At 62.7% G+C, this 19,312-nt stretch carries 17 protein-coding genes and 2 tRNA genes; 7 read left to right on the forward strand and 12 right to left on the reverse strand.

The features are described 5' to 3' along the window. Positions 1-149 precede the first annotated feature (149 nt). Positions 150-1,259 (reverse strand): DUF2336 domain-containing protein, encoded by a 1,110-nt coding sequence (locus V0U35_RS11820; RefSeq protein WP_330196926.1) that lies wholly within the window; start codon positions 1,257-1,259, stop codon positions 150-152. A 139-nt stretch (positions 1,260-1,398) separates the two neighbouring features. Between V0U35_RS11820 and V0U35_RS11825 the strand changes: the two genes are divergently transcribed. Genes V0U35_RS11825 through V0U35_RS11835 form a run of 3 tightly spaced genes read left to right on the forward strand, consistent with a single transcriptional unit; the run spans position 1,399 to position 5,414 of the window. After that, on the forward strand, positions 1,399-2,673 hold the full coding sequence (locus V0U35_RS11825) for an MFS transporter (protein WP_330196927.1): 1,275 nt from the start codon (positions 1,399-1,401) through the stop codon (positions 2,671-2,673). Then, the gene (gene msrB, locus V0U35_RS11830) at positions 2,670-3,077 is read left to right on the forward strand and encodes a peptide-methionine (R)-S-oxide reductase MsrB (protein WP_330196928.1); all 408 of its coding nucleotides are present in this window, start codon (positions 2,670-2,672) and stop codon (positions 3,075-3,077) included. The genes V0U35_RS11825 and msrB overlap by 4 nt, the downstream gene beginning before the upstream one ends. 54 nt (positions 3,078-3,131) lie before the next feature. Next, positions 3,132-5,414 carry a S9 family peptidase gene (locus tag V0U35_RS11835; protein ID WP_330196929.1) on the forward strand — a complete coding sequence of 761 codons (2,283 nt, stop codon included), beginning with the start codon at positions 3,132-3,134 and terminating at the stop codon, positions 5,412-5,414. A gap of 77 nt (positions 5,415-5,491) precedes the next feature. Here V0U35_RS11835 and V0U35_RS11840 read toward each other — a convergent pair whose 3' ends face one another. The 9 genes from V0U35_RS11840 to V0U35_RS11880 form a co-directional block, all read right to left on the reverse strand. Then, positions 5,492-6,094, reverse strand: a complete 603-nt coding sequence (locus tag V0U35_RS11840) for an energy transducer TonB (protein ID WP_330196930.1) — start codon at positions 6,092-6,094, stop codon at positions 5,492-5,494. 242 nt (positions 6,095-6,336) lie between these two features. Then, complete coding sequence (locus tag V0U35_RS11845) at positions 6,337-7,884, reverse strand: tetratricopeptide repeat protein (protein ID WP_330196931.1); 1,548 nt, start codon at positions 7,882-7,884, stop codon at positions 6,337-6,339. A gap of 35 nt (positions 7,885-7,919) precedes the next feature. Continuing rightward, the gene (locus V0U35_RS11850) at positions 7,920-8,540 is read right to left on the reverse strand and encodes an energy transducer TonB (protein WP_330196932.1); all 621 of its coding nucleotides are present in this window, start codon (positions 8,538-8,540) and stop codon (positions 7,920-7,922) included. A gap of 11 nt (positions 8,541-8,551) precedes the next feature. Further along, on the reverse strand, positions 8,552-8,956 hold the full coding sequence (locus V0U35_RS11855; RefSeq protein WP_330196933.1) for an ExbD/TolR family protein: 405 nt from the start codon (positions 8,954-8,956) through the stop codon (positions 8,552-8,554). 17 nt (positions 8,957-8,973) lie between these two features. Further along, a complete protein-coding gene (locus V0U35_RS11860) occupies positions 8,974-9,381 on the reverse strand; it encodes an ExbD/TolR family protein (RefSeq protein WP_330196935.1) in 408 nt (135 codons plus the stop codon). 3 nt (positions 9,382-9,384) lie between these two features. Continuing rightward, on the reverse strand, positions 9,385-9,906 hold the full coding sequence (locus V0U35_RS11865) for a MotA/TolQ/ExbB proton channel family protein (RefSeq protein WP_330196936.1): 522 nt from the start codon (positions 9,904-9,906) through the stop codon (positions 9,385-9,387). 15 nt (positions 9,907-9,921) lie between these two features. Next, the gene (locus V0U35_RS11870; protein WP_330196937.1) at positions 9,922-11,325 is read right to left on the reverse strand and encodes a MotA/TolQ/ExbB proton channel family protein; all 1,404 of its coding nucleotides are present in this window, start codon (positions 11,323-11,325) and stop codon (positions 9,922-9,924) included. A gap of 24 nt (positions 11,326-11,349) precedes the next feature. Next, positions 11,350-12,120: a DUF3450 domain-containing protein gene (locus tag V0U35_RS11875; protein ID WP_330196938.1), complete on the reverse strand. Its 771-nt coding sequence runs from the start codon at positions 12,118-12,120 to the stop codon at positions 11,350-11,352. A 518-nt stretch (positions 12,121-12,638) separates the two neighbouring features. Next, positions 12,639-12,713, reverse strand: a tRNA-Gln gene (locus tag V0U35_RS11880). A 121-nt stretch (positions 12,714-12,834) separates the two neighbouring features. On the opposite strand from V0U35_RS11880, the gene V0U35_RS11885 reads away from it, so the two are divergent. Together V0U35_RS11885 and sppA are read left to right on the forward strand one after the other, a co-directional pair. Beyond that, positions 12,835-12,911, forward strand: a tRNA-Pro gene (locus V0U35_RS11885). Between the two features lie 116 nt (positions 12,912-13,027). Next, positions 13,028-14,839, forward strand: coding sequence for a signal peptide peptidase SppA (sppA, locus tag V0U35_RS11890; protein ID WP_330196939.1), 1,812 nt, complete (start codon positions 13,028-13,030; stop codon positions 14,837-14,839). Positions 14,840-14,845: 6 nt separating this feature from the next. Here the strand turns inward: sppA and V0U35_RS11895 are convergent, their stop codons facing one another. Beyond that, positions 14,846-16,060, reverse strand: coding sequence for a DUF3667 domain-containing protein (locus tag V0U35_RS11895; protein ID WP_330196940.1), 1,215 nt, complete (start codon positions 16,058-16,060; stop codon positions 14,846-14,848). A 76-nt stretch (positions 16,061-16,136) separates the two neighbouring features. Beyond that, positions 16,137-17,789 (reverse strand): peptide ABC transporter substrate-binding protein, encoded by a 1,653-nt coding sequence (locus V0U35_RS11900; RefSeq protein WP_330196941.1) that lies wholly within the window; start codon positions 17,787-17,789, stop codon positions 16,137-16,139. Between the two features lie 137 nt (positions 17,790-17,926). Between V0U35_RS11900 and V0U35_RS11905 the strand changes: the two genes are divergently transcribed. Both V0U35_RS11905 and V0U35_RS11910 read left to right on the forward strand, forming a co-directional pair. After that, a complete protein-coding gene (locus tag V0U35_RS11905) occupies positions 17,927-18,541 on the forward strand; it encodes a hypothetical protein (RefSeq protein WP_330196942.1) in 615 nt (204 codons plus the stop codon). A 23-nt stretch (positions 18,542-18,564) separates the two neighbouring features. Continuing rightward, positions 18,565-19,287 (forward strand): hypothetical protein, encoded by a 723-nt coding sequence (locus tag V0U35_RS11910; protein WP_330196943.1) that lies wholly within the window; start codon positions 18,565-18,567, stop codon positions 19,285-19,287. The last annotated feature ends 25 nt before the right edge of the window (positions 19,288-19,312 follow it).

Genomic DNA, 19,312 nt, shown 5'->3' on the forward strand with positions numbered 1-19,312 from the left:
CGAATCCGGTGCGGAGCCGCCCCTCTCAAGGGCGGTTTTAGCTGCGCTGGCCGGGGAAGACCAGACAAAGTGGGGACGAGATTCAGTTCAGCAGGCAGAAAATCGCCGCCGTCGGCGTTGTGAGGCGCGGCGGCTTCCCGTCAGCATTGTCAGCCGGTCGAGCCGCCCTGGATATTGGCCCAGTCCCAGTAGCGCAGAATGGTCTGCGCTTTTTCCACCGAGAGCGTGTCGTAAACGATCCGCGCCTGCTCAATGCCATCCGAGCCTTCCGGACGGCCCAGCCCGGCCCAGAAGGCATAAAGCGTATCCCGGTCAGCACCCGTCGCCTTGCAGAGCACGGCAAGCGGCTCGCCGCCCATATCGTCGAACATGCGGGCCAGCAGGGGACGTGCAATCCCGGCGAGCCGGGCGATCTCCTCGATCATTTCCGATGTCGGCCCGCTTTGCCGCATGGCAGCGACCGCGCCCTCCAGGGAACCAAACCGGCTGCGTTCTGCGGCACGCCGGTTGCGCTGCCGCCGGTCGACGAATTTCAGGGCGCGGGTCACCAGTGCGTCGGCCTGACCTTGACGGACTTCGGCGGCAGCCAGGGCAAACACGTCCTCAGCCGCCTCGATCATGACGGTCCGATCAACCCCGAACCGCTCCAGCAGCGCCAGCCGGTCCTTGTGTTCCGACCACCAGAACAGGCGGAAGGCCTGCCGAGGGCGTAGTTCGAGCCGTTTGATGACCAGCCGCGCATAAGCCGTCTCGTCCTTCGCGGCCGAGACGATGAATTCCATTGTCGGCGGGGCGAGATGAGCCTGCGGGTTCTTCAACAGCGCATTGATGACCGGAGCCTCGCCGGTCGCGGCGAGCGCCGCGGCAATGGTCTCCGATACGGTTTCGCGACGGGCGATGGCCACACGGTGATCGGTCTTGCCGGCCCGGATGACTTCCAGCAGATCGAAATCCGTCAACGCGGCGGAACGGTCCAGCAAGGGTTCGGCGACCTCATAGGCGTCGCAGGCCAGCATCCGCACCAGCGCGGCAGGCGCGTCGGCGATATCCGCCAGGCGGCGGGCGCAGCGGCGGCGTTCGCGGCTGTCGCTGTTGCGCAGGACCTCGAACAGGAGATCGCCGACAATCCAGCGCTCCTGCGGGCTGATCCGGCTGGACGGAAGGCAGACGATATCGGCCAGCCGGCGCGTCAGCACTTCGCGCGCCTTGCCGGACAAGGGCTCGCTTTGCGTCAGATCGTAGGGTTCGGCGTTGGCCATCGGTTCATCCGTCGGGAATCACGGAGCGCAACTTGCGGCCCGAGGCGTTAAGGAAGCGTGGTCTGCAAGCATCCGCACCCCTATCCTCGTGGCAGCCCGCCGCATTGTGACCGGGCGGCAAATCCCGCATATGGTCCCGATGACCGCGACCAGCGCTCCTCCGTTCCGTGCCTATCTGGCGATCGTCGCCGGCTGGTTCTTTGGCTTCGGGCTTCAGACAACGCTGTTCCCCGGTGTCGTCTATTTCACGCTTGCCGAAACGCCGGAACGCCTTGGCCTCGCCCAGATGGCCCTGACCCTGCCCATGCTTCTACTCCTGCCGGCAGCTGGCGTACTGGCCGAGCGCCGTGACCGGCGCATCCTTCTGATCCTCTTTTACGGGCTGGCGAGTCTCTTCGCGGCCATTCTTGCCGGCCTGTTGATGTTCGGCCTCCTGACCTATTCAGCCCTGCTGGTCTATGCGCTCGCAGTCGGGACGTGCGGAGCTTTCGTCATGCCGGCCCGGGATTCGGTCATCAACCCGATCGTCCGCCTGTCCAATCGCATGGGAACGCCGGTTAGCCTGCAGAAGGCGGTGATCATCACCTCGCTGGTCCAGTTCGGGGCCCAGATCGCCGGCATGGCCGCCGGCTATGTCGCACAGCTGATCGGGCCGGGTCCGCTGTTCGCAGTTCAGGCGGGTGGCTTTGCGCTTGGCCTGATGGCCGCCATCCTGATGCCACGCATGCTGTCGCGCCGGGCCGACAAGCCGCATGCGCTCCAGGACCTGGTCGACGGCATCGGCGCCGTTATCCAGTCCAATGTCCTGGGGCCCATGACGGCCATCATGGTCGCTGTCGGATTTTTCGTCGTCGGCGGCGGCTTCTTCGTCATCATTCCGGTGCTGGTGAAGGACGTCTACCACGCCAGCTATGGGGCGTTGTCGAGCCTGCTTGTCGTGTTCTGGCTGGGGGCCTTTATCGCCAATGCCGCGCTCGCCCGTTTCGGACATATCGACCGGCCCGGACGGGTCATCGTCGCGGCCCAGCTGGTCACTGTGGTGTCCCTCGCCCTGCTCAGTTTCGACATGCCGTTTGCCGGCCTTTACCTGCTCGACCTGTTCTGGGGGCTGGGAGCCGGTGTCGCGATTTCCTTGAGCCGGGCCGTGGTCCAGGAACACGCCGCCAAGGACAAGCTCGCCCGGGTCTTGAGCGTCTACCAGCTCGGCCTCTTTGGCGGTATGCCGCTCGGCGCGGTTCTGATGGGCTATGTCGTGGCCCATGTCGGCCCGCGCGATGCCGCCTGGATCCCGGTCATCGGCCTTTCCGTCGTGCTGGTCGCGATTTCGCTGCTAACCCCCATATTAAGGATCGAACGCCGCGATCCGGGTCAGGCCATCGAGGCCCGGCGCAACAGCCAGGGAGACGAGACATGAGCCGATTGCCCAAAGACAAGATCGAAAGGCTGCGCAAGGACTTGCCCGGCAATGTCGACCGCATCGCCTTTGCCGAAGGCACCGAACCCCCTTTCTCTCACCCGCTGAACAGTGAAAAGCGGACGGGCGACTTTGCCTGCCGCGTCTGTGGCGAAGTGCTGTTCAAGGGCGACGCAAAATACGACAGCGGCTCGGGCTGGCCATCGTTTTTCCGTCCTGCCGACCCGGCCAGCGTCGAGACCAAGACCGACCACAAGCTGGCCATGCCCCGGACCGAGATTCATTGTGCCAATTGCGGGGCGCATCTGGGCCACGTGTTTTCCGACGGACCGGCGCCGACCGGTCAACGCTATTGCGTCAATGGAACGGTGCTGGACTTCCGTCCCGGAGACGCCGAGAAGTAATTCAGAAGCACGTATCAACGGTCAGTGGTGAGGGACATGAGACCTGTGAAATTGGTGAGCAAGTTTGCCGTGTTCGGCGCGATTGTCGCGCTGACTGCGGCCTGCAGTCAGGAGAATGACATGGATGATCAGACCGTTGCCGCGCCGGCCGAGACCGAAGCCGCGCCCGACAGCCTGATTGCACGGGCCCAGACGCTCAACGCCCCGGTGGCCGAGCGCCGCCCGGTCGAGATCGAACAGGTCGGCCGCACACGCGTCGACAATTATGGCTGGCTGCGCGACGACAACTGGCAGGAAGTCATGCGCGACCCGTCGGTCCTGCGCCAGGACATCCGCGACCATCTCGAAGCCGAGAACGCCTATTACGAAGCGGTGATGGAGCCCACGGCCGCGCTCCAGGAACGCCTGTATCAGGAAATGCGTGGCCGTATCCTGGAAGACGATTCCACCGTTCCGGAAGCAGACGGCCCCTACGCCTACTACACGCGCTTCCGCGAAGGCGGCCAGTATCCGATCTATGCCCGCCGCCAGGTCAATCCCGAAACCGGGGAACCGGAAGGTGACGAGGAAATCTTGCTCGACGGCGACGCCGAGGCCGGTGACTTCGAATACCTCGACTTCGGCAATGTCGATCACAGCCCCGACCACCGCTATCTCGCCTTTGGCGTCGATACGCGCGGCTCGGAATATTACGAGGTCCGGATCAAGGACGTCGCCAGTGGCGCGATCATCGCCACGCTGACCGACGAAAGCACGGGCAATTTCGCCTGGTCGAATGACTCGCAAACCCTGTTCTGGGTCTGGCGGGACGACAATGGCCGCTCCAAGCGCGTCTATCGGCAGTCGATCGACTCCGCCGAAGCCGACCTCATCTATGACGAGGCCGATGACGGCTTCTTCGTCAATGTCGGGCGGTCCGATGGCGACAGCTTCATCGTCATCTCGACCTCGGGCCACACCACGTCGGAACTGCGCCTGATCGATGCCAACAATCCGACGAGCGATCCCGTCCTCGTCGCCGAGCGTGAAACCGATGTCGAATACGACCTGATCGAGGCCGGCGACCGGCTCTACTTCCGTACCAATGCGGACGGAGCGGTCGACTTCAAGATCGTCGAAGCGCCGATGGATGCGCCGGGCCGGGAAAACTGGGTCGATGTCGTTCCGCACCGGGCCGGCACGCTGATCAACACTGCCATCGGTTTCCGCGACTGGATGGTGCGGCTGGAGCGTGAAAACGCCCTGCCGCGCATTGTCGTGCGCAACCTGGAAAGCGGCGAAGAACACGACATCGCCTTTGACGAGGAAGCCTATTCGCTCGGCATTGATGGCGGATACGAGTTCGCCGTCGACCGGCTGCGCTTCTCCTATGAATCACCCTCTACACCGGAGGAGACTTATGACTACGACATGGCGACGCGCGAGCGCACGCTGTTGAAGCGTCAGGAAATCCCGTCCGGTCATAATGTCGAGGATTATGTCGTGCGCCGCATCATGGCCCCGTCCCATGACGGCGAGATGATCCCGGTCACCCTGCTCTACCATCGCGATACGCCGGTGGACGGCTCGGCCCCGCTGATGCTCTACGGCTATGGCAGCTACGGCATCACCATCCCCGCTTCCTTCCGGGTCACGCCGCTCTCGCTGGTCGATCGCGGCATGATCTACGCCATCGCCCACATCCGCGGCAGCATGGCGCGCGGCTATGGCTGGTATCTCGACGGCAAGCTGGAGAACAAGATCAACACTTTCCGTGACTTCGTGTCCGCGGGCGAGGCGCTGATCGACCAGGGCTATACCAGCCGTGGCAACATGGTCGCCTATGGCGGTTCGGCGGGCGGCCTGCTCGTCGGCGCGGCGATCAACATGGCCCCGGACCTCTTTGCCGGTGCCATCGGCGCGGTGCCCTTCGTCGATGTCATCAACACGATGAGCGACGCGGAATTGCCGCTGACCCCGCCGGAGTGGCCTGAATGGGGCAATCCGCTCGAAAGCGCGACCGACTACGACACGATGATGGAGTACAGCCCGTACGATAACGTCACCGCCCAGGACTATCCCCATGTTCTGGCGACGGCGGGGCTGACCGATCCGCGCGTCACCTACTGGGAGCCGGCCAAATGGGTCGCCGTCCTGCGCCATGAGCGCACCGATGACGGGCTGACCCTGATGCGCACCAATATGGGCGCGGGCCATGGCGGTGCGTCAGGGCGCTTCGACTCGCTGCGCGAGACGGCCCAGAACTGGGCCTTCGCCCTGATGACAGTGGGCCTCGCCGATGCCGAAGTCGCTGCACTGGCGGCTGAAACCAGCGCGGAGGCTGAAGGCGGCGAATAAGCCCTCGCTCCATCCGGCAACGATCAAGGCCGCCGGAGACATCTCCGGCGGCCTTTTTCATGGGTTGGAATGCCGGTTCAATCATTCAGTTCGAAATTCAATCGGGTCTGGAGATTGCTCCGGACACGGGGCTCGCCATTGACCACCATCGGGTCATAGCGCCAGCGCTCGACAGCCCGGACCGAAGCCGACGTGAAGACCGCGCTCGTGCAGTCGGCCCGAACGTTCAGCGGAACACCATCGGTCCCGACATCAAAGCTCATGACACAATCGCCCTCGATCCCGCGCTGCAGGGCGGAATTCGGATAGACCGGCTCGATACGGATCACCGGACGCGCATCGCCATCGACCGTAAAGTTCGTGTTCTGGGTCTCGATAACAGGCGGATCCAGGCGGGGAAGCTCGCCGATAAAGTCGGTCAATTCACCATCCGGGCGCGGTGTCGGGTCGACTGGCACTTCCGGAATGGGAGGCGGCGGATCGAGCATTTCGATCTCGTCGGGGGTAGGACCGTCAGGCTCGACAATCTTCACCTCCGGATTGATATCGAATGTCAGCCGCGGCGTTTCTTCCGGCATCGCGCCCGGCTCCACAAGGATGAGCGTGCGCATCAGCAGGAAGAGCGCGGCCGTCACGCCGGCGGCAACAGGCAGGCCCATCGCAAGTCTGGAAGCGGTCATGGCGAAAAGTCTCCTTTCGCGAACTGCGCCCCCACGCAGCCATTCCCTTTATAACATAATTGTAATGTAAATGCTATAATATTTCGTTTCGAGACTGATCAAGCCGCCAACCATCTGATTGACCGCTATCGGCCGCCCCAACTGCTGTCCGTCCCCGAACGCACCCCCCTGTTGGGACCCGCGCAAAGAAAAAGCCCCGGCCGCAATGGCCGGGGCTTCCCCGTTTCAGGTTCGCAGAGGGCCTAGCCAGCTTCGCTGGCTTCGGCACCTTCGGCATCAGCTTCGGCGTCTTCCTCGACCTCGGCAACAAAGCCCGGGCCCGCAGTCTGATCGCCATACTGGTTGAAGTAAGGCTGGCAACGCTCCGGGATCGTGACGATCGCGCGGCCTTCCTCGTCGAACGAGTCCTCGTCACCGGTCAGCGTGATGATGACCAGTTCCTCGCGGATCGTGTTGCGGCACTCTTCGACCGTCACACGGATCCGCAACAGGCGTGCCTGCTCTTCAGCGGCCAGTTCGCCGTTGATGAAGGTCGTCCAGCCCTGACAGGTCCGGCGGCTTTCGGTCATGTTCGAGCAGCGGCCAAAGGCCTGCAGCGCGTCCTGACGGTTACCACGCTCATAGCGCACGGTGCCGAGCAGGGCCCAGGCATCGCCCGGACGGTTGAAACCGCCGCGTTGCAGGGCCTGTTCGAACGCCGTTTCGGCATCGGCCAGTTCATTTTCCTGATACAGCGCTTCGGCGAGCTTCAGGTAATCGTCGCCGGAATTGGACTGCTGGGCGAGTTGGCGCAGCACCGGGATAGCCCGGTCAAACTCACGCGCCTGACGCCACATATTGGCCAGCGTTTCCAGGTTCTGGCGGGTGCGGTTGACGCGGCCCGCATTCATTTCGCGCTCCAGGATCACGGCACCGCGATAGGGATACTCGAAGTAGCTGTAATACTGGGCGATACGAATGATCTCGCGCTCTTCATTGAGCATGCCGTTGAGATACATCAGCTTGTTGGCTTCAAACGCGCCCTGCTCGTCATTCGTCCGCGCCATCAGGGCCACGAGCGACGTCCAGTAATTGCGTTCACCCGGCCAGCGTTCAACCATCTCCTGGATCAGATCGCGCTGCTGCGGGACCCGGTCGAGTTGCTGCAGGAAGAAGAGCAGCAGGTCGTAATGCCGGCGCTCACGCGGGCTGGCCTGGTCAAAGGCAATCTGGGCATAGCGGATACCTTCGCTATACCGCTCGGCCTGGCCATAGGCCTGGGCCAGCATCATGGCCAGGTTCGCATTGAGCGTCGCACCCTCGCGGATCGCCTGCTCCATGGCCGCAATACCTTGCGAGTACTGCTCGTTGACGATGTAGAGCTGGCCGATATTCATGCGCAGCGCTACGCGCTCGTCGGTCGTCGCTGCACCGGTATTGATCGCCGCCTCGAAGTCCTGGATGGCCTGCTGGCTGCGGTCGGAACTGAAATAGGCCACGCCCCGCATCCGGTGGATGACAAAACGCTCGAAGTTATTCGGGCTCTGGCTCAACAACGGCGTCAGCGTGTTGATAACGCAGGTGAAGTTGTCGTTGTTCAGGCATTCCTGCGCTTCCAGAATGGGTTCACCCATCTGCGCGGACATTGTCCGGTCTTCTTCGCTACCTTCCTGATCTTCCTGCCGGTTGCGGCGCTGGGCCTCAGCATCGGCGATGCTCATGAAGATAATCAGCAGGGCGACGAGCGGCGCGGACATGGCCAGCATCCACCGGAAACGCCGGTCGGAACGGACTTTTGTTTGGCTTGTCATCTCGGTCCTCTAATCAAAACGTCCGGCGATCGGAATCACTCGGGGGCCATCCGGAATTCGATGTCGGTCACCACGCCGCGGCGGGCGACGGGCACGCCGTTCTCGACCTTCGGGCTGTAGCGCCAGCGCTCAACCGCGCGGATTGAAGCGCGTTCGAACATGGAGCTCGTGCACGACGTCGCCACGATATTCGTCGGCGTGCCATCCGGCGTCACGTCAAACTGCATGGTGCAGGTGCCTTCCAGCCCGCGCTCGGCGGCCCGGGGCGGATAGTTCGGCGGAATACGCACGAGCGGCTGGGCGTTCCGGTCACTGACGTTGAAGCTGACATTGTTGTTGTTCAGCTGCGGGGCCTCGAATTCCGGGATCCGGCCCACGATCGTGGTCAGGCTCTCGGTCGGCAGGTCAGCAGCCTGACGCTCGATCTGCGGCGGCGGAGGCGGCGGATCGACGCGATTGACGTCCTCGATCGAGGTGTCCCGCGAGCGCGCATTCAGGCGTTCGACCTCCGGGTTGATGTCGAAGCGCAGATCAGGCCGCTCTTCTTCATCGAAGGCCACATCTGTGAAAATCAGAACCCGCATCAACATGAAGAGGGCGAAGGTCACAATGGCGGCGATCGGGATTCCAACAACCAGTCTGACAATGGTCTGCATGACGGTCTCCCTTAGGTTTCGTCGCCGGAGATGGTGACGCGGACGCCCATCTCGGTCAGCATTTCCTGGACATCGAGAACAGTCCCGACCGGCGAGCCCAGATCGCCCTGGATCATCGCTTCGGCGCGCGGGTTCTCCTCAAGCAATTGCTCAAGCACACCCCGCAACTGGGCCATCTCGTATACGTCGCGATTGACCCAGATTTCATCGGAACTCGTAACGGCGACCAGGATTGTCGGACGTTCGTCGTCCAGAAGGATAACGTCGGGACGGTCAACCTCGACCCCCGGCTCCTTCACGAAGACAGCGGTCACGATGAAGAAGATCAGGAGGATGAACACAACGTCCAGCATCGGCGTCATGTTCAGCTCGATTTCCTCGTCGCTGGTTTCTACGCGGCTTTGGCGTCTTGCCATGTCTTCTCTCCCGTCCGTCAGCCGGCTTCGCGCTGACGCTGGATGGACACCGGTATCTCGTTGACCCGCATTTCGTCCCAGATTCCGACAATGATGCCCAGCTCGGCTTCATTGTTGGGCTGGATCAGAACGGCGCTGTTCGGCTCCTCGGCCCGGATCCGGGCCACGGCCGCCAGCACACGGTCGGCACTGGTCAGACGCTGGTTCACGAACACCCGGCTTTCCTCATCGACCTGCACCAGAATGACGACATTCTGCTCTTCTGGCTGATCGGGCGACGGCGGCGGCGGGACCATGTCCAGCCCCTGCTCCTGCAGGAAGGTCGCCGTGACGATGAAGAAGATCAGCAGGATGAAGACGATGTCGAGCATCGGCGTCATGTTGACGTCGGCCTGATCGGCAGCTCTGCGTGTACGTCTGCGCATCGTCTACTCCAGTTCAAGCTGGTCGGCGAGGCGGGCAGTCCGGCGCTTGGCCATCATTTCGATCTGGTTCGAGAAAACCAGACCGGACAGGGCGGCCACCATCCCGGCCATTGTCGGGATCGTTGCGCGGGACACGCCGGCGGACATGGCGCGCGCGTCGGACGATCCGGAAATCGCCATGACGTCGAACACCTGGACCATGCCGGTCACCGTACCCAGAAGTCCCAGAAGCGGGGCGATCGCGACCAAGGTCTTGACCAGCTCCACATTCTGCTCGGCGCGCTGCTTCACTTCCGAGACCAGCTGGTCGCGGATCGCATGCGCGTTCCAGGAAGTGTGGTCGGTCCGTGCCGACCACTGCCTCATGGCCCGTTGGGCGTCACCTTTGAAGGCGAACCCGAAATAGGCGAGGCGTTCCAGGATGAAGGCCCACATCACGAAGGTGGCAATCATGATGACTACCAGGATGGGGCCTCCCCGGTCGAGGAACTCCTGGAGACCTGAAAGGGCTCCTTGGAAATCCATAACCCGCGACCTCCCTTAGGCGTTGCCGCCGCCGGCACGCTCTTCAGCGTGACGGGCAACGATACCGGCAGCCTGCTCTTCCAGCGTCTGCTGCACGCCGCGCGCGAAGCTTTGCGCGAAGCTGTGAATGAACAGCAGAGGTATGGCAGCAACAAGGCCGAGCACCGTGGTCACGAGGGCTTCGGAAATACCGCCCGCCATGATCTTGGGATCGCCCGTACCGAACAGGGTGATCTGGGTGAAGGTCTTGATCATACCGGTCACCGTACCCAGCAGACCCAGGAGCGGTGCGATACCGGCCGCCAGCTTCAGGAAGTTCAGACCGAATTCGAGCTTCGGCGTTTCCTTCAGGATGGCTTCATCCAGCTTCATCTCGATCACTTCGTCGTTGTGATCCTTCACGCTCTCGTAGGCGAGCATGACACGGCCCAGCGGGTTCGAGCGCGACGGCGTCGACCGGCGCTTCTGGGCGGCCACCGCCGACGAGGTCATGACCAGCATCAGCAGGCGGTAGATGCCGAACAGGGCCGATACGGCCAGCAGGCCAAGGATGATCTTACCGACGATGCGGCCTTGCTCGATACGCTCGGCGAGATCAGGCACGTCACGGTAGATTTCCAGCAGGGCACCACGCGACGGGTCAACCGGGCCGGCGACAACTTCGCCCCAGTCGGCCTGGTAAAGATTGGTCGCGGCGGAGCGGAGGTTTTCCGGCGGCTGGGCCGGCAGCAGACGCAAGCGATAGCGGCCGGTGTTCGAGTTCTCGTCAGTGGTCCACTGCAGGAAGTTGGAATTCCCGCCCTGCGTCGCGAAGGCCACGAAAGTCCCCACGCGCGTCACCGGAACCGGACCATCGGAGTCGAGGTTCACGACGTTGGAGTTAAAGGTGGCGATTTCGCCCTGATAGATCATTTCCGCAATCGCCGAGCGCCAGATCTGGTCGAGCTCGTTGCGGGTCGGCAGCGTCCGGCTGTTGGCCAGCTCGTCGAGCGGAGCCGTACGGCCCGGGTGCTGCGAGCTGGTGACAGAGGCACCGATCAGTGCCGAGAATTCACCGGCGGTCTGACGGGCGGCACCGAAGAGTTCACCGAACGCGCCCTGCGCGACCCGGAGTTCTTCGGCGAGCTGGTCGATCTCTTCCTGGTTGGATGCGAATTGCGCTTCGAGCTGGTCGGCGCGGCCCTGAAGGGCGGCGAGTTCACCCCGGACCTGGCCAAGACGGGCCGTCTGCGTGTTGCGTTCGTTGCGGAACTCCTGAAGCCGGCGCTGGTTTTCCTGCGAGGCTTCACGGGCGTCGCTGCGCACGCGGTTGAGAAGTTCGTTGATGGACGAGGCCGGCGCGTTCTGGGCGGCGGCTCCGGCTGCAAACATGGCCCCGAAACCGACGGCCATAGCGAGTGCTTTGAGTGTGGTCTTCATCGCTTTATCTCCGTTCGATCCGGCCTACTGGTCTTCCGAGCCCGGCAGGGGCACCAGGAAGACTTCCGGGGTGGTGACTTCACGCGCGATGCGGAAAGCCCGTTGGACATTGTTGGTTTCGCTGGACGGGACATCGACCCAGTCGCTCGCGCCGCGATAGAGCAGGTCGAGATTGCCATTGCCGTCATCACGGATCAGCGCCACTCGGCCGACCTGCAGGAAGGACGTCGTCACTTCCTGGCCGTCCACCTCGGTGGTCTCTTCATAGGTTCGCAGACCACGGCCATAGGCGGCTTCGATCTCGTAGGCATTGAGGATGACCCGGTATTTTTCGGCCGGGCTGATTTCCGGATCGTCGACGATGTCATAGAGGTCGGCGATCTCGTCCATGCGTTCCTGTTGCTGGAACGGCAGATCAAGCTCGATGAAATTCTCGAGGTTCTCGATCATCTCGCGCAGCATCGGCATGATGTCGCGCTGGATGTTGCCGACGCTGTCGATCTGGAGGCGCAGCGAGTCGAGTTCGTTCTGCTGCGACTGGATGAACACTTCCTGCTGGGCGACATAGAGCCGTTGGCTTTCCACCTGCTGCAGGAGCGCGCGGTACTCGAGTTCCGCGTTGGACCGCTCGTCATCGATGTTGTCGATCTGCTGCTGGGTCGATGCGCCTTCCTGCGTCGACTGCTGCGCCACGTTCAACGCAGTCTGGAGCTGCGCCTGGGCGGTACCGCCGAGGGCCCCCGCCGCAATGACCGCCGCCAGCGACGTGCGGATCCAATCAGTTTTTCTCGCCATGTCTCGCCTCACAGTAATTCCGCGAACGCCGGACGACGCCCTGCGGTGCTCTGGTGGATGTTGATGGCTCCCCTTGCGGGCAGCCAAAGCCCCTTCGATGTGGCCGCCGCGCCAAAGGCCGACCGCCCGGAAAATTCCGGATACGCGCTTCCTGAACGTTCACGGAGATGAAAAGTTGCACCCCTTCCCCGTACCGCAGCGTTGATCCGCTGTCTCTCGTTCCGGACGTCACGCGTCCCAATTGAAGCGGACGCTAGCGCCGCGTGTCCCGGCAATCAAGCGCGCGTTGCGTCTTGAAACGGTCATCGAGCGCTAAAACACCGTCCAATGTCCTGTACGGCGCGCATTGCGGCGGCTGAATTCCCCTGAAACGCGAGGCAGGCCAGCCGAAACGCCATCGGCACGTTTCACAAAAACGTGTTGATCTGTCAGGTCAGCAGCGCCGGAATCCGGGCCCCTCGGAGGCCTCAGTGTCGGACAGCGTCTGCAGAATCACCGGGCGGTACCGGAAAGAGCAGTGGCTGGGGCGCCAGGATTCGAACCTGGGAATGTCGGTACCAAAAACCGATGCCTTACCGCTTGGCGACGCCCCAACTCTGCTCCACCGCATCAGCGGCGGAGGCGCTAGATAGCGGCTTGTTCGCCGGGATGCAACGGGCTGTCACGGACGCGTTGCACGTGCCAGAGGAAGTGGCTATAAGCCGCGCCTCGGTTCGGAGTATAGCTCAGCCTGGTAGAGCACCGTCTTCGGGAGGCGGGGGTCGCAAGTTCGAATCTTGCTACTCCGACCATTTCTTTCCCGCCTCACCCAATCCACGCGCATCCGGTTCGCACAGCCCGTGCGATTCCGGCTTCCATTCTGCGGCATGGCCTGTGCATTCTTTCAGCCGGAAACCCGGCGCGAGGCATGACGCACATGAAACAGTTCTGGATCACTTTCTTCGGTTCAATGGTGGGCGTCGTCGTCGCCTCCATTCTCGTTCCGGTTATCTTTATCATCCTGATCGTCGGGTGGGTCTCGTCCGCCGTGTCCGAGTTCGAAAGCGGGTTCGAACAGGCCAGCGGCGTGCCGTCATCCGGTGCCTTGGTGGTCGAGGTTGATCTGCGCGTCCCGCGCCGGGACCAGCCCAACCGCGCACCGTTCGGCTATGCCGATCCGCTGTCGCTGGTCGAGATCGTCTCCACGATTGAACGCGCGGAAAGCGACAGCCGCGTCTCGGGCCTGTTCATCCGGGCCAATGAGTACGGCATGGCTGCCGCCAATGCGGAAGAAATCCACCGCGCCCTCGCCGCTTTCCGCGAGACCGGCAAATTCGTTGTGGTCCATGCGCAGGGGTTCGAAGGCACATCCGTCACGAACTACTTCGCCATTTCCGGGGCCGACGAAATCTGGCTGCAGGACACGACGTCCTTCTCCGCTGCCGGACTGGCCGGTGAGATTCCCTTCTATGGCGGCCTGCTCGAACGGGTCGAGGCCGATGCCGAATTCGTGCGCTTCCTCGAATACAAGAACGCCCCGAATTCCTACACCGAGACCGGTTTCACCGAAGAACATCTCGCAGCAACGCAGTCCTATATCGACGCCATCTACGAAGACGCCCTGAGCGGTATCGCCCAAGGCCGCGGGCAGACGCAGGCCAGTGTTCAGGCCTTTATCGAATCAGCCCCCCACAGCGCCGAAGCGGCCCAGGAAGCCGGTCTGGTCGACCATCTGGGCCATGTCATCGACGCCCGCGAAGCCGTGATCGAGCGGGCCGGCGACGGTGCCCACATTGTCGACATCGAGGATTACGCCACGACGCGGACACCAGCGATGCGCAATTCGGGGCCGGTGATCGCGCTCATCGAGGGCCAGGGAGCCATCGTCACCGGCGAGATTGCCTACGGCCTCCTGGGCGGTGATCCGATGATTGCCGGCGACACGCTCGCCGAGACCATCATTGCGGCGACCGACAATCCGAATATCCTGGCCATCGTCCTGCGGATTGATTCGCCGGGCGGATCGGCCATTGCCTCTGACCAGATCTGGGACGCCATCACCCGGGCTCAGGAAGCCGGAAAGCCGGTGGTCGTGTCCATGGGCTCTGCTGCAGCATCTGGCGGCTATTATATCGCCGCCCCGGCCGACTACATCGTGGCCAATGGTTCAACCCTGACCGGATCCATCGGTGTCTATGGTGGGAAATTCTATCTGCACGACACGTTCGGACTGGTCGGCGTGAACATCGAACCGGTGTCGGCCGGTGGCGACTTTGCCCTCGCCTATTCCAGCCAGACGCGCTGGAGTGATGCCCAGCGGGACGGCATCCAGTCCATCCTTTCGGACATCTATGACGACTTCACCTTGCGCGTCTCCCAGGGCCGTGACATTCCGCTCGACCGGGTCCAGGAAATCGCCCGCGGGCGTGTCTGGACCGGCAATCAGGCACTGGAACTGGGCCTGGTCGACGAGATCGGCGGCTTGCGGGAGGCTGTTCTGGCGGCCCGCCGCCTGGCCGGAATCGGCGAGGAGGAACGGGTCCGCGTCCAACGTTTCCCGCACCTGCCGACGGGTCTGGAAGCTTTCCAGGCCCTGTTCGGCGCATCAGCGGAAACGGCAGAAGCCGCTGCCCGCCTCAATGCGCTGATGTCCCTTCCCGAAGTCCGTGCGGCAATTGAAGCCCGCGAAGCGATGGGGCCGGGTGCGCAACTGCGTTCCGGGCATGCCCGGCCGCAATAGGAAGCCTCAGGCCGAGACCAGCCCGACGACCATGAGCAGGAGCAGTGAAATCGTCAGGATCACCAGATAGGCGATGTCCAGCGTCAGAGTACGCAGAATGGCCATGAAGCGACCATTCTCGTACACGACACGGTGTATCCGGTAGAGATAGATATTGCTCCACACCAGGAAGATCAGCGTTCCAATGACCCCGCTTATCAGCGGAGCGATCAGGATCAGGATCGTCAGGAATATGAACAGGAAAGCGTGGAAGTGCAGCGACACCACCAGGTGGTCGTAAAGGTATAGTCCGCGCCGCCAGAAATTGAGCACGGCGAGCAACAACGCGTAGAGCGGCAACAGCAGGAAGACCAGCCGCGGCGTCCAGCGCTGCATCGCCTCGGACCAGCTCGCCGGATTGTCGATAATCCGCTCGGCCCGGGCAATTATGAAACGCCGCGCCGGCAGCGGCCAATCGCGCAATTCGTAGATGTTCAGCGTCATCCGGAAGCCATCGTTTGACCCGAGCTGCAAGGGTTCATCAGGCGCAGGCGCCGCAACATCGGGATAGTCTTCGGGCAGCAGGTATTCGCGGAGCTGCTGTTTGACTTCCTCGTTGCGTTCAGCACGGCTCAACGCCTGAATGGTCGGACTTTCGCCCACCTCATCGACCTCGCGCTGGGCCTGTTCCAGCGCCGCACGCGCGATGGCGATCTGGGCGGCGGCCTCGGGACTCTGCTCGGCTGCCGCATCGAGTTCGGCCAGCGCTTCATCTTGGACTTCCGCCGATGGCATTTCACCGTTGTCGTCGCCGCCGAAGATGTTGGAATACCCGCCATTCGTAAGAAAGAAGACGAGGAAGAAGATCACGCTCGCCGCGATCAACAGACGGAAGGGCTGAACATAACGGGCCCGCACACCTGACAGATATTGCCGCGTGATATGGCCGGGACGAATCAGAAGCGGCGGAATGGTCCGCCAGAACCGGCCATCGAACGAGAACAGCCCGTCGAGGATTTCCAGGACCAGGTGCCAGATCGGGCGGTGAAAATCGTCGGAATCCTGCCCGCAGGAGTGGCAGATCCGCCCGCGAAGCGCCGTGCCGCAATTCAGGCATTCACCCGCAGGTTTCTCCCGCCGGAAGAAAGTCCGGCGCCCCTTGCGCGTTCCCGCCACGGCACCGGCGGCCACGCCTTCGGCAACGATTCCCGCAGACGTGTCGATCAGATTTTCATCTGTCATGGCGAACCCCCTCCCCGCCTGACCAGTCTAGGCCAGGCAGGGCAAGGGGAAAAGCATGCTGTTACCGGGGAGAGGCTCAGTCGCCCGAGGCTGTGTCACCCGTCTCCGAAGTGTCGGCATCGGCGAAGCACAGGTAGCGTGACCGGTGAATGTGAAGCACGTTGTCCTCCCAGCCCGTCACATTCGGGTTCACCAGCGCGCGGTTGATGTAGAAGACGATCGGGATGATCGGCATGTCGTCGATCATCATCTGCTCGGCTTCCGCCAGCATCGACGCACGCACTTCCATGTCGAGTTCGCGATTGGCCCGCGCGACCAGCTCGTCATAGGCCGGATTCTGGTAGCGGGAATAATTCATCGGGATCGACTGCGATTCCGCGAGGAAGAGGAAATTGTAGGGGTCGTTGTAGTCGGCAATCCAGCCGCCATCGCCCACCTCGTACCCGGCCGCCCGCAGGTTTTCGTAGTGAATCTGGGTCTCGATCTGCGTGACCGTCACATTCACCCAGTCGGCAATGCTCTGCCAGTCCTGCTGAACCACTGGGGCGATACGCGGATTGTCCGCCGTCGCGCGGTAGGTGTATTCGAATTCCAGCGGGTTGTCGGGGCCATAGCCGGCTTCGATGAGCAGTTCCCGCGCCATCTCGCGGCGTTCATCGACCGGAATATCGGCCCATCGCGCCTGGACACCGCCCGCATAGTTCGCGACGCCCGGCGGCACCATCGAATAGGCCGGCGGGCGGCCATCGCGATAAATCTCGCGAGCCAGGAAGTCGCGGTCGATCGACATGCCGAGTGCATTGCGCACGCGCGCGTCTGACAGGTCTTCGTGCTCGGTATTGGCCGAGTAATAGACGGTGCCCATGTACGGATTGACGCGCACGAAGTCCGGGATTTCCTCGCGCAGCCGGTCGATGTGCTGGCCGGGGAATTCGTTGTTGAGGTCCAGCTCGCCATTACGGACGCGGCGGGCGGCCGCCGTGGAATCGACCGTCGGGTAATAGTAGATCTCGTCCAGGCAGACATTCTCATTGTCGAAGAAGCGTTCGTTGCGCACGACGTGGACGAAATTGTTCGTCGCCCATTCTTCAAGCCTGAAGGGACCGTTGGTGACGATGTTACGCGGCTGCACCCACTGGTCACCATGCTCCTCCACCACGTGACGCGGCACCGGGAAGGTCGTGTAGTGGGTCAGCAGGCCCGGCAGATAGGGAGCCGGGAACTCCAGGCGGATTTCCAGCGTCCGGTCGTCGATGGCCACCACACCCACCTCTTCAGGCGGAAGCTGGCCGGTATTGACCGCATTCGCATTCTGGATCGGGTAGAGAAGCGACGCGTACTGCGCCAGCGTGTTGGGATCGAGAATCCGCTGGAAGGCGTATTCGAAATCGCCCGCCGTCACCGGAACCCCGTCCGACCACGTCGCTTCACGCAGATGGAAGGTCCAGACCAGACCGTCTTCGCTGACGTCCCAGCTTTCAGCCATGCCCGGGATCGGGGACGCGTTTTCATCATCGGTGAACAAGCCGATGAACATGTCACCGATAATGTTGTTCTCCCAGGTGCCACTAGCCTTGTGAGGATCGAGTGTCAGCGGTTCGGCCGAATTGCCCCGGTGCAGGACCAGCAGCCCGCTGTCAGCTTCATTGCCACCGCCGCCGCAAGCAGCGAGGGTGAGTGACGATGCCCCGATTAACAGGGCTCCCAACAAGGTTCGTGTGCGGATCATGATGGCGATTCTCCCAATGGCATTCGAGTTACCGGCGCTTATAGGCGAGCCGCTTCAGGCAGTCGACAGGCTGCAGCCTGTCGCGCATAGTCTGGCACCGGCTTTCCGCAACGGATAGTGTTTGAACCAGTATGAACATGCGATTACCGATTGCTGCCCTGGCCTGTCTCGTGGCGGCTCCAGCCGTGGCCCAGGACGACACCTCGCCGCTTGACCCGCTCTATGCCTGCCGGGCGATCGAGGACAGCACCCAGCGCCTGGCGTGTCTTGACCGGACCGTGGACGAGCTCCGCGCCGAGGAAGAGGCCGGCGGCTTCATTGCGGTGCGCCGCGATGTCATAGAAGCCGCCGACGAAGCCTCCTACGGCCTCTCCATTCCGAATTTCAATCTGCCGCGGCTGCCCCGCATGCGCATGCCCAGTCTCTCCGGTTCCGAGAGTTCCGACATGGCCAGCGCCGCCATGGAGGAAACGAGTGACGAGGGTCACACGGTCTTGCGCAACGAACAGGGACAAATCGAACGCATTTCCGGACTGGCGGTGGCGTCACTGTCCGAAGGCCGGAGAGGCCGGGTCACCGTCCGCCTCGAAAACGGCCAGGTCTGGAACCAGATCGATGACCAGCATGTCCGCCTCGCCAGCGCGCGAAACCGCGATGACAACACGGTCGAAATCCGCAACGCAGCACTCGGATCCCACATGATGCGGCTGAACGGGACAGGCCGCTGGTTCCGCGTCTCCCGCTCCCGCTAAGCTCCATGAACAGGGTCGAATTCATGTCACGAAAAAGTGATCGTTCCAGCGTCTCCCGTCTTGCCTTCGGCCTGATCGCCGGCAGCACGCTGTCACTGACGGCCGCACCGGCCATTGCCCAGGTCACCACAGATCCGGTCGACCAGATTCTCGCCTGCCGCCAGATCAGCGACGCGCAAGCCCGCCTGAACTGTTTCGACGCCGCGTCGGGCAGTCTCCAGACCGCCCGCGACACCGGCGAGATTGCCGTAGTCATGCGTGAAGATGTCCAGGCGGTGGAACGCGATACGTTCGGCCTGGACCTGCCGAGCATGCCGCGCCTCAGCCTGTCCATGTTCTCTGGCCGCAACCGTTCCGCGCCCAATCCACTGGATCCGGCCACGTCGTCGGAGACGGTCCGCACGGGTGAAACCGCCGTCGCCTCCACAGATCAGGCACCGCAGGTTCCCGCAACATCGCGCGAGGCTGCACCCGATGAATCCAACGGTGTTCAGGTTGTCGAACGGGACGATGATGGCGGTGTGGAACGCGTCGTCATGGTGATCGACCGGATCGAGGCCTACACCTACAACAAATACATGTTCCATATGGAAAACGGCCAGGTCTGGCGTCAGCTCGACACGCTGCGTGTCCGGCTCAGCCGCAACCAGGTCAATGAAGCCGAAATCCGCCGTGCGGCGATGGGCAGTTATCTCTTGCGCATCAACGGACGCGGTCAGGCGATCCGGGTCATCCGCGAACGCTAGACGGTGCGAACGCCAAACAAGAAGG

Origin of the sequence: Hyphobacterium marinum (genome assembly GCF_036330325.1) — a bacterium.
Lineage (GTDB): Bacteria > Pseudomonadota > Alphaproteobacteria > Caulobacterales > Maricaulaceae > Hyphobacterium > Hyphobacterium marinum.

Coding starts and splice junctions, on each gene's coding strand:
- V0U35_RS11875 (WP_330196938.1), bottom strand. CDS start 12,120: ATGGCGAGAAAAACTGATTGGATCCGCACGTCGCTGGCGGCGGTCATT.
- msrB (WP_330196928.1), top strand. CDS start 2,670: ATGAGCCGATTGCCCAAAGACAAGATCGAAAGGCTGCGCAAGGACTTG.
- V0U35_RS11840 (WP_330196930.1), bottom strand. CDS start 6,094: ATGACCGCTTCCAGACTTGCGATGGGCCTGCCTGTTGCCGCCGGCGTG.
- V0U35_RS11845 (WP_330196931.1), bottom strand. CDS start 7,884: ATGACAAGCCAAACAAAAGTCCGTTCCGACCGGCGTTTCCGGTGGATG.
- V0U35_RS11825 (WP_330196927.1), top strand. CDS start 1,399: ATGACCGCGACCAGCGCTCCTCCGTTCCGTGCCTATCTGGCGATCGTC.
- V0U35_RS11850 (WP_330196932.1), bottom strand. CDS start 8,540: ATGCAGACCATTGTCAGACTGGTTGTTGGAATCCCGATCGCCGCCATT.
- V0U35_RS11870 (WP_330196937.1), bottom strand. CDS start 11,325: ATGAAGACCACACTCAAAGCACTCGCTATGGCCGTCGGTTTCGGGGCC.
- V0U35_RS11905 (WP_330196942.1), top strand. CDS start 17,927: ATGCGATTACCGATTGCTGCCCTGGCCTGTCTCGTGGCGGCTCCAGCC.
- V0U35_RS11895 (WP_330196940.1), bottom strand. CDS start 16,060: ATGACAGATGAAAATCTGATCGACACGTCTGCGGGAATCGTTGCCGAA.
- V0U35_RS11820 (WP_330196926.1), bottom strand. CDS start 1,259: ATGGCCAACGCCGAACCCTACGATCTGACGCAAAGCGAGCCCTTGTCC.
- V0U35_RS11910 (WP_330196943.1), top strand. CDS start 18,565: ATGTCACGAAAAAGTGATCGTTCCAGCGTCTCCCGTCTTGCCTTCGGC.
- V0U35_RS11860 (WP_330196935.1), bottom strand. CDS start 9,381: ATGCGCAGACGTACACGCAGAGCTGCCGATCAGGCCGACGTCAACATG.
- V0U35_RS11865 (WP_330196936.1), bottom strand. CDS start 9,906: ATGGATTTCCAAGGAGCCCTTTCAGGTCTCCAGGAGTTCCTCGACCGG.
- V0U35_RS11855 (WP_330196933.1), bottom strand. CDS start 8,956: ATGGCAAGACGCCAAAGCCGCGTAGAAACCAGCGACGAGGAAATCGAG.
- sppA (WP_330196939.1), top strand. CDS start 13,028: ATGACGCACATGAAACAGTTCTGGATCACTTTCTTCGGTTCAATGGTG.
- V0U35_RS11900 (WP_330196941.1), bottom strand. CDS start 17,789: ATGATCCGCACACGAACCTTGTTGGGAGCCCTGTTAATCGGGGCATCG.